This window comes from Mesorhizobium sp. M7A.F.Ca.CA.002.15.2.1 (assembly GCF_003998715.1).
GTDB lineage: Bacteria > Pseudomonadota > Alphaproteobacteria > Rhizobiales > Rhizobiaceae > Mesorhizobium > Mesorhizobium ciceri.
Genome location: NZ_RZPI01000746.1, coordinates 1 through 2,560 on the forward strand (window position 1 = coordinate 1; position 2,560 = coordinate 2,560).

At 61.7% G+C, this 2,560-nt stretch carries 3 protein-coding genes and 1 pseudogene; 3 read left to right on the top strand and 1 reads right to left on the bottom strand.

Translation table 11 applies throughout. From position 1 onward, the window contains the following. Positions 1–697, bottom strand: a 697-nt coding sequence (locus ENZ74_RS28595) for an FAD-dependent oxidoreductase (RefSeq protein ID WP_127313172.1), incomplete at its 3' end; no start/stop codon positions are given. 203 nt (positions 698–900) lie between these two features. Between ENZ74_RS28595 and ENZ74_RS28600 the strand changes: the two genes are divergently transcribed. From ENZ74_RS28600 to ENZ74_RS35410, 3 genes and pseudogenes are all read left to right on the top strand, one after another. Further along, complete coding sequence (locus ENZ74_RS28600; protein WP_063167757.1) at positions 901–1,371, top strand: RDD family protein; 471 nt, start codon at positions 901–903, stop codon at positions 1,369–1,371. Positions 1,372–1,511: 140 nt separating this feature from the next. Continuing rightward, a complete protein-coding gene (locus ENZ74_RS28605; protein WP_013532274.1) occupies positions 1,512–2,276 on the top strand; it encodes an arginyltransferase in 765 nt (254 codons plus the stop codon). 41 nt (positions 2,277–2,317) lie between these two features. Continuing rightward, positions 2,318–2,560 (top strand): annotated as a pseudogene (locus tag ENZ74_RS35410) (EamA/RhaT family transporter); the annotation flags it as partial.

The window sequence follows — 2,560 nt, forward strand, 5'->3', positions numbered from 1 at the left end:
GCCGGATGGTCATGCCGCGATCGCGCATCTGGTGGATGAAATCGTCGACGATCTCGCGGTCGACGAAATCGAGGATGGAGTTGCGCGGCTCGACCAAGGTTACCGGCACGTCGAGCGCGGAAAAGATCGTCGCATATTCGACGCCGATGACGCCGGCGCCGATCACGGTCAGCGTGCGCGGCAAGCGATCAAGCTCCAGCATCTCGTCGCTGTCGAAGACGCGGGTCTTGTCGAAAGGCACGTCGCGCGGGCGGTGCGGCCTGGTGCCGACCGCTATCAGCGCATTGGTAAAACCGACCTCGCTGTAATCGCCAGTGTCTGATGTCAGGCTGACCTTGTTGGGGCCAAGGAATTTCACCGCGGCGCGAGCGCTCTTGACCGTGTTGCGCATGAACTGGTGCTGCAGCACCTCGACCTCATGGTCGAGCGTCTTGTGCAGGCGCTCGACCAGATCGCCGACCGAGATATCCTGCTTGACCCGGTAGCCGCGCCCGTAGAAGCCGCGCTCGCGCCAGCCCGAAAGATTGAGCACCGTTTCGCGCAGCGTTTTCGATGGGATGGTCCCGGTATGCACCGAGACACCGCCCAGACGCCGGCCGCGGTCGACCACCAGCACGGACTTGCCGAGCTTGGCCGACTGCACCGCGGCACGGCGGCCGGAAGGGCCGCTGCCGATGACCAGCATGTCGTAGTCCATATTGCCCCGTCCCCTGTGCGCTCTGCTGCGCCGCAACAAGCTAATGCTATCCGCGCCGCAAATTCAACCAGTTCACATCGGGCCCGACGCCATCGAAGCTGGAGCACCGCTGGAAGCGCGATCTTGATTCCGCCACAGGCCTTCACCATTTCATGGCTGAGCGGTCCGCACCCTATGCCGTGGCCCTGTTACGAGGAAATGACATGAACGCGCGCGTTCTCGACGGCGAAATCATCACCAGCAGGCTCGACGATGTCAGGGCCTATGACGGCGTGCGCACGAAGCGCATCTTCGCCTTCATGATCGACTATGTCATCGTCGCGCTGCTCACCATCCCGTTTGCCATTCTGGTGTTCTTCCTCGGGCTCTTGACCCTCGGGCTTGGCTGGATGCTGTTCGGCATCCTGTTGCCGACTGTGGCCATCCTCTACATCTGGAACACGCTGGGCAGCACCGATCAGGCCACCACGGGCATGAAGATGATGGGCATCCGGCTCGACCGGCTCGACGGCAGGCCGATCGACGGCCTCACTGCGGTTGTCCATTCGGTGCTGTTCTGGGCCGGCAATGTCATCCTGTCGCCGCTTGTCCTGCTGGTAACGCTGTTTTCCGACCGCAAACGCACCTTGCACGATCTTTTACTTGGCACGGTCGTCAGCCGCACCGACCGCTGAAACGGCCCTCTGAAGAGCAGTCGCTACCGATTGAGCACAAATGTGAAGGCGTCGAGTCGACCGCGCCCACATAATCCTGTTGAATTTTTCGCCATCCGCGCCAAAGGTAGAGCGATTCGAAGGAGTGTTTCCAAGGCTCGATGACGCAGCATCCGACCCAGTCGCCGCAGTTCTTCCTGACCGCGCCGTCGCCGTGCCCCTATCTCGACGGCCAGTTCGAGCGCAAGGTGTTCACGCACCTGGTTGGCGACAAGGCGGCGGAGATGAACGACCTGTTGACGCAAGGCGGCTTCCGGCGCTCGCAGAACATCGCCTACAGGCCGGCCTGCGAGACCTGCCGCGCCTGCGTTTCGGTACGCATCCTCGCCCAGGAATTCGTCGCCAGCCGCAACATGAAGCGCGTGCTGCAGCACAATTCCGATCTCGTCGGCTACATGCACAATGCCGAGCCCTCGACCGAACAATATTCCCTGTTCCGCAGCTATCTCGACGCCCGCCACCGCCGTGGCGGCATGTCCGACATGACGGTGCTCGACTATGCGATGATGGTCGAGGACACCCATGTCGACACCAAGGTGATCGAATATCGGCGGCGCGGACCTGACACCTTCATCACCGGCAAGGGACAGGGCGAGCTGATCGCGGTGGCGCTCACCGACAAGATGGCCGACGGCCTGTCGATGGTCTACTCCTACTTCAATCCCGATTTCGAGGAGCGGTCGCTCGGCACGTTCATGATCCTCGACCACATCGCCCGCGCCAGGGCGATGGGCCTGCCCCATGTCTATCTCGGCTACTGGGTCAACGGCTCGCGCAAGATGAATTATAAGATGCGCTTCATGCCGCAGGAGCATCTCGGCCCCAAGGGCTGGGAGCGCTACACCAACGAAGCGGTTTCACGCTGAGCTTTTCCAAGGTCCGCCTTTAAACTGTTTCAAGGCAGGGGATGCTGGTCTTTCAGCCGGTTGGCTGGAGAGAGTGCGCCATTGCACCGGCCGGCCGCCAGCCTGCATTTCATTGCGAAAGTTCCTGCATGTCCTCTCATCACGATCACCAGAAAGGTCTTTTGATAACCGCCATCGGCGGGCTCACGCTGACTGTCGACATACCGTTGATCCGCCTCGCCGACGGTGGCGCATGGACGATCATGCTGCTGCGCACCGGCACAACTTTCGTCGCGGCCATGGTC

Coding starts and splice junctions, on each gene's coding strand:
- ENZ74_RS28600 (WP_063167757.1), top strand. CDS start 901: ATGAACGCGCGCGTTCTCGACGGCGAAATCATCACCAGCAGGCTCGAC.
- ENZ74_RS28605 (WP_013532274.1), top strand. CDS start 1,512: ATGACGCAGCATCCGACCCAGTCGCCGCAGTTCTTCCTGACCGCGCCG.